We start from the raw sequence: 6,313 nt of genomic DNA, 5'->3' as shown, positions 1-6,313 counted from the left end.
GACGACCCACAGTAGGTTTTTTCAGCGACCCACAGTAGGTTTCTCCCGAAGGGCAAAAAGGGCACTATAATAGAAGCACTTAGCTCCCCAACTTTTTCACCTCTTCCTACACCCTTAGAAGCACTCGCCCACCGTAGCAGGAGACTAATATACACCCCTGATACAGCTAGTATAGATTTATACTATATTTGCGTCAAACTCGGGTCATTAAGATCCGTGATATCAATAACAAAAACACCACAGACAGAGATGAGACTAAAGACAACCTTTTTATCCATCTTCTCGGCACTCTTCTTGGGCACAACCCTTGGGCTTGCACCTCAAGCTAAGGCTCAAGCTCCAGGCGGAATGCCTCCCCTGCCCATCGATACAGCGGTGCGTATCGGTAAGCTCCCTAATGGCCTTACCTACTTCATCCGCCACAACGAAGAGCCAAAGGGTCGAGCTGAATTCTACATCGCTCAGAAGGTCGGATCCATGCAGGAAGAGGAGAGCCAGCGAGGCCTCGCACACTTCCTTGAACACATTGCCTTCAACGGAACGAAGAACTTCCCCGGCAAGGGAATCATCAACTTCCTCGAAAGTATCGGGGCTAGCTTCGGGGGCAATATCAACGCTTATACCAGCTTCGACAAGACGGTCTACACCCTGATGAAGATCCCCGTCCCCCGTCAGAGCATCATCGATAGCTGTATCCTCGTACTCCACGACTGGAGTAGCTTCATCAGCCTCGAGGACAAGGAGATCGATGCCGAACGTGGGGTCATCGAAGAAGAATGGCGCCGCAGCAACAACGGCGACATGCGCAACATGGAGAAGCTCCTCGAACTCGCCTTCCCTGGCAACAAGTACGGGCTTCGCCTCCCCATCGGGACCATGGACATCGTCCGCAACTTCCCCTATCAGGTACTGCGTGACTACTACAAGAAGTGGTACCGCCCAGACCTGCAGGCTCTGATCATCGTCGGTGATGTCGATGTCAACTATGTAGAAGCTCAGATCAAGAAGACCTTCGCTGACATCCCTGCTCCCGTCGGTGCTGCTGAGCGCGTCTACGTACCCGTCGAAGACAACGATAAGCCCATCGTAGGTATCGTAGCAGACAAGGAAGCTACCCGCAACTCCGTGATCATCTCCTTCAAGAGCGATGTCACTCCTGCTGCTGCTCGTGCCTCGATCATGGGCCCCCTCGAAGACTACGTCCAGTCGATCCTGACCTCGATGATCGCCCAGCGCTTCAATGACATCGTCAAGAAGCCTAATGCACCCTTCATCAACGCCTCCGTTGAGTTCGGCCCCTACCTCATTGCGAAGACCAAGGACGCTGCTACCTACGGAGCTGACTTCAAGGAAGGTCAGTGGGACGCAGCCCTCAAGGGTCTAGTCGCTGAGATCGTCCGTATCAAGAAGTACGGCTTCACTGCAGCCGAATTTGACCGTGCTAAGAAGGAATTCCTCGTCTCGGTAAAGAACACCTTCAACGAGCGCAACAAGCGCACCAGCGAGGCTTGGGCTAATGTCTATGTAGACTACTTCGAAGATGGTGGCTACCTCCTCGACATCCCCACCTACTACGAGCTGAACCAGGGTCTTGCAGAGCAGTTCCCTCTGGAGCAGATCAATGCCGCTGCCCAGCAGTTTGACCTCAACAAGAATGTCTTCATCGGTCTGACCAGCGTCGAGAAGCCCGAAGTCAAGCTCCCCTCCGTCGAAGAGCTCACCAAGAAGTACGAAGAGTACCTCAAGCAAGAAGTCGAAGCTCCTAAGAACGAGGTCAGCAACGAGAAGCTCATCGACAAGCTCCCTGCTAAGGGTAAGATCGTCAAGGAGCAGAAGAACGCTCAGTTCGGCACCACCGTCTGGACCCTCTCCAACGGCACGAAGGTCTATCTGAAGAAGACCGACTACATGGAGGATGAGATCCTACTGAGCGGTCAGCGTCATGGCGGGTACTACAACCTCTCCAAGGCTACTCCCCTCGATCTGAAGATCCTGAACTCTGTGCCCCAGGTCGGTGGTCTCGGCAAGTTCGACGAGTCTGCCCTTGAGAAGGCTCTGACAGGTCGTCTTGCTTCCCTCTCCACGAGCGTCTCCGGTATCGAAGACAACGTATCAGGGAGCACGACGAAGGAAGACCTCGAGACCATGCTCCAGCTGCTTTACCTCAACTTCACTGGTATTCGCACCGACAAGGAAGCCTTCCAGGCATGGCAGGAGCGTACCATCAGCTCGATCGAAGCACGCAAGGCTAATCCCCTTTCCTTCCTCGCTGACTCACTATCTCGCTACCTCTATCCCAACACGCCTGAGCGCTATCCTCTGACCATCGATGAGGTCAAGAATGTGAACTATGAAAAGGTAGTTCAGCTCTTCCGTAGCCGCTTCGCTAATGCTCGTGGCTTCAACTTCTACTTCGTAGGGAACATTGACGAAGCTCAGCTCCGTCCACTCGTAGAGCAGTACATCGCTTCACTGCCCGCTCTGAAGACCTACACGGACAAGGCTCAGACAAGCCGCGTCCCTCTCGAACGTCTGGGTACCAACCACAAGGAGTATAGCTCCGCTATGGCTACCCCTATGGGTATCGTGATCGACGCACTCTCCACCCCCAGCACCTACAGCCAGCAGGAGCTACTCACGGGCGCTGTCCTAGAGTCGATCCTTGATCAGCTCTACACGAAGACCATCCGTGAAGATGCTGGTGGTGCTTACAGCGTAGGTGTACAGTCCGAAGTGGAGCGCTATCCTAGCGTACGCAGCTCGATCAGCGTACAGTTCCAGACCGACCCAGCGAAGGCAGCTGCGATGAATGAGCTCGTCTTCAAGGGCCTTGATGGTATCGTCAAGGATGGTCCTTCGGCTGAGTACTTCGACAAGGCTGTCAAGAACCTCAAGAAGGCGCACGGCGAGAACCTCCGCAAGAATAAGTACTGGCTTGCTCAGATCGAGCGCTTCTTCAGTCAGGGCTTCGACTTCGTGACCAACTACGACAAGGTGCTTGACTCCGTCACCCCTCAGTCCGTCCAGGCACTTACCAAGAAGCTCTACGACTCTAAGGATCGCACGACTATCCTCTTCCGCTCCACGGAAGTGAAGGATAAGCAGTAAGCACTGCCTCCCTCCCCCTATATATCATACAAGCCGTGCCTCTCCCGCTGGAGAAGCACGGCTTGTATCTTGTAAGGCATTTGAACAAAACTACCGATGTGAGTTTTATCTTTGCAGTGAAGTTCACTCAACCTCATAGTTAGATTAAGTACAATGAAGAAAATCATCCTAAGCCTAACGCTCGCTGCCGTGGGTCTCTTCTCCACTACAGCCTGCACCGCTCAGGCTACAGGGAGCTCCTCCGACACCAATGCGCGTAGCGAAGCTGCAGCTCCTGCCGCCGAAGGAGAAAGCCCCGTCAAGCATATTGATGCCGCCTATATGCGTGCGCACATCTGGGATTATAAGGAAGAGCCCTCGAAGTTCGTCTTCAAGGGAAGTCGCCCTGCCATCATCGACTTCTATGCCGACTGGTGTGGTCCCTGCCGAAGCCTTGGCCCCAAGCTCGAAGCAGTAGCTAAGAAGTACGCTGGTAAGATCGATGTCTACAAGGTCAATGTAGACAAGGAGTCTGGTCTGGCAAATACCTTCGGAGTGAAGAGCATCCCCATGGTCCTCTTCATCCCTATGCAGGGCATCCCCATCCAGACCGTCGGTGATCTCTCCCCCCAGCAGATCGAAGAAGCCATCGCTCAGATCTACCCTGCTAAGAAGTAAGAACACTTAGTGAAGAAGTAGAGCTACTTCTTCTACATCCATACAAGCATCGAGGCCCGGCCTCTACTCCTCTAGAGTAGAAGCCGGGCCTCAGCTGTATTAGTCCCGTGGGAGGAAGACTACTTCTTCTCGGGGAAGGGGATGAGGTCAAAGCCTGTGTAAGGACGAAGAGCCTCGGGGATGCGGATACCTTCGGGAGTCTGATGATTCTCTAGAAGGGCAGCGACGATACGAGGTAGAGCGAGAGCACTACCATTGAGCGTGTGCACCAGCTGTACACCCTGCTCCGTGTCACGATAGCGGCAGTGCAGACGGTTAGCCTGATAGCTCTCGAAGTTCGACACCGAACTTACTTCGAGCCAGCGCTTCTGTGCAGCAGAGAAGACTTCGAAGTCATAGGTCAGAGCACTCGTGAAGCTCATATCTCCACCGCTCAGACGCAGGATGCGCCAAGGCAGTTCAAGCTTTGTGACAAGCGTCTCTACATAAGCGACCATCTCATCGAGGCGCTGATAGCTACGCTCGGGCTTGTCGATGCAGACGATCTCGACCTTATCGAACTGATGGAGGCGGTTGAGCCCACGCACGTCCTTACCATACGAGCCAGCCTCACGACGGAAGCAAGCAGAGTAAGCCGTATTGCGTACAGGTAGATCCTTCTCATCGAGGATCACATCTCGGTAGAGGTTAGTCACGGGCACTTCGGCCGTAGGGATGAGGTAGAGGTTATCCAGACCGATGTGGTACATCTGCCCCTCCTTGTCGGGGAGCTGACCGGTACCGTAACCCGAATCTTCATTGACGACGTAGGGAGGCTGTACCTCGAGGTAGCCAGCTTCACGAGCGTTGTCTAGGAAGAAGTTCACCAGCGCACGCTGGAGTCTTGCTCCATAGCCCTTGTAGACAGGGAAGCCCGCACCCGAGATCTTCACCCCGAGCTCGAAGTCAATGAGGTCATAGATCTTGGCTAGCTCCCAGTGAGGAAGAGCTTCGTCGCCTAGTTCGGGAGTGATACCGCCCGTCTTGACACAGACGTTATCCTCAGCCGTAGCGCCCTCGGGGACGATGTCGGCGGGAAGATTGGGGACGGAGAGGAGGATCTCACGGATCTTGCTTTCGGCTTCACCCTTCTTCTCCTCAAGGTTTTTGCTTAGTTCTTTGAGGGAAGCTACCTGAGCACGGATAGCCTCGGCCTGCTCCTTAGCTCCCTGCTTCATCAGTTCGCCGATCTCCTTAGCGATGGCCTTCTGACGAGCGAGCGAAGCATCGAGCTCCTGCTGGGCATTGCGTCGGATCTCATCGAGTCCGAGCACCTCCTGGATGACTTCACGAGCCTCAAAGTGCTTCTTGCGAAGGCGCTCGATGACGCTCTCCGCATTCTCCCTGATTTGCTTTAGTGTAAGCATATTGGTTGGTATAAATAAAGAGAGGTCGCTCCCTCAGGGACTGTAAAGACCCTTCTGGAGCAACCTCCTATGGATACTGACGTGTGCTCCGTCTTAGGCTTCTGCCGCGATGGAGACGTACGAGCGGTCGTTCTTCTTGCGGGTGAAGACTACCTTTCCGTCGATCAGTGCATAGAGCGTGTGATCCTTACCGATCCCTACGCCTGCACCTGGGTGATGCTGAGTACCACGCTGGCGGACGATGATGTTACCTGCCTTAGCGTGCTGACCACCGAAGAGCTTTACTCCGAGTCGCTTACTTTCTGATTCGCGTCCGTTCTTGGAGCTACCTACACCTTTTTTATGTGCCATTGTCTTATTTCTAAACTAATGCGGTGATACGATTAAGCTACGATTTCCTTGACGAGGACTTCGCTGAACTGCTGGCGATGACCGTTGAGCTTGCGGTAGCCCTTACGACGCTTCTTGTGGAAGACGAGGACCTTATCCCCCTTCACGAGTGGGCTGATGACCTCGCATACGACCTTAGCACCTGCTACCTGAGGAGTACCGACGGTGATGACACCATCCTTGTCCACGAGGAGGACCTTGTCGAATTCTACTACTGCTCCGCTCTCAGCCCCCTTGATGTGGTGGACGAAGAGACGACGGCCCTGCTCTACGTTGAACTGCTGGCCCTGAATGTCTACGATAACGTACATTACGCTGTATAACTAAAAAAGTTAGCCCCGTAGGGTGTCACCCGCTTTCTCCTTAGATGAAGGGGTGTGCTTCTTCTCCTACCCTACATAGGAAATTCGTCTGCAAAGGTACGAAAATATCTAATACGCTCACCACCGCCCATGCTAATTCATGACAATCATGCGGAGAAGCCTAAAGAGCTGACCTGCAGTAGGCCTGCATCTTCGCCACCAGATCTTCGACCGCTGCACACCGAGGATAGGAGCTACCGCACCGAGGAGGCTAAAGCCCTACTTCTTCTCTGCGGCAAAAAGGCTTTCTACCTTCAGAAAAAGAGGGCATATTCCACCCCTAGAAACCAGCAAGCTCAAGCCCCCCAGAAAGAGACCCACGGTAGGTCGCCAATAAAACCTACTGTGGGTCGCATCGACGACCTACCGTGGGTCGTCAAGGCGACCTAC

At 53.9% G+C, this 6,313-nt stretch carries 6 protein-coding genes; 3 read left to right on the top strand and 3 right to left on the bottom strand.

Annotated features, from left to right (window positions below; genetic code table 11):
- Positions 1–249 precede the first annotated feature (249 nt).
- The gene (locus Q0336_RS08460; protein ID WP_298527783.1) at positions 250–3,108 is read left to right on the top strand and encodes a M16 family metallopeptidase; all 2,859 of its coding nucleotides are present in this window, start codon (positions 250–252) and stop codon (positions 3,106–3,108) included.
- 153 nt (positions 3,109–3,261) lie between these two features.
- The gene (locus Q0336_RS08455) at positions 3,262–3,765 is read left to right on the top strand and encodes a thioredoxin domain-containing protein (protein ID WP_298527780.1); all 504 of its coding nucleotides are present in this window, start codon (positions 3,262–3,264) and stop codon (positions 3,763–3,765) included.
- Between the two features lie 119 nt (positions 3,766–3,884).
- On the opposite strand, the gene serS is transcribed toward Q0336_RS08455, so the two are convergent.
- The 3 genes from serS to rplU all read right to left on the bottom strand — a co-directional run bounded on the left by serS (position 3,885) and on the right by rplU (position 5,872).
- Entirely contained in the window at positions 3,885–5,171 is a 1,287-nt protein-coding gene (gene serS, locus Q0336_RS08450) for a serine--tRNA ligase (protein ID WP_298527777.1), read from the bottom strand.
- 93 nt (positions 5,172–5,264) lie between these two features.
- Entirely contained in the window at positions 5,265–5,522 is a 258-nt protein-coding gene (gene rpmA, locus Q0336_RS08445) for a 50S ribosomal protein L27 (RefSeq protein WP_009433701.1), read from the bottom strand.
- Between the two features lie 32 nt (positions 5,523–5,554).
- Positions 5,555–5,872, bottom strand: a complete 318-nt coding sequence (rplU, locus tag Q0336_RS08440; protein ID WP_298527774.1) for a 50S ribosomal protein L21 — start codon at positions 5,870–5,872, stop codon at positions 5,555–5,557.
- A gap of 66 nt (positions 5,873–5,938) precedes the next feature.
- Here rplU and Q0336_RS08435 point away from each other — a divergent pair.
- A partial coding sequence (locus Q0336_RS08435; protein WP_298527771.1) for a hypothetical protein occupies positions 5,939–6,313 on the top strand: 375 nt, incomplete at its 3' end.

It is taken from the genome of uncultured Porphyromonas sp. (assembly GCF_938039215.1).
Lineage (GTDB): Bacteria > Bacteroidota > Bacteroidia > Bacteroidales > Porphyromonadaceae > Porphyromonas.
Note: the sequence above shows the minus strand (reverse complement) of the source record. Positions and strands in the feature narration are given on the sequence as shown.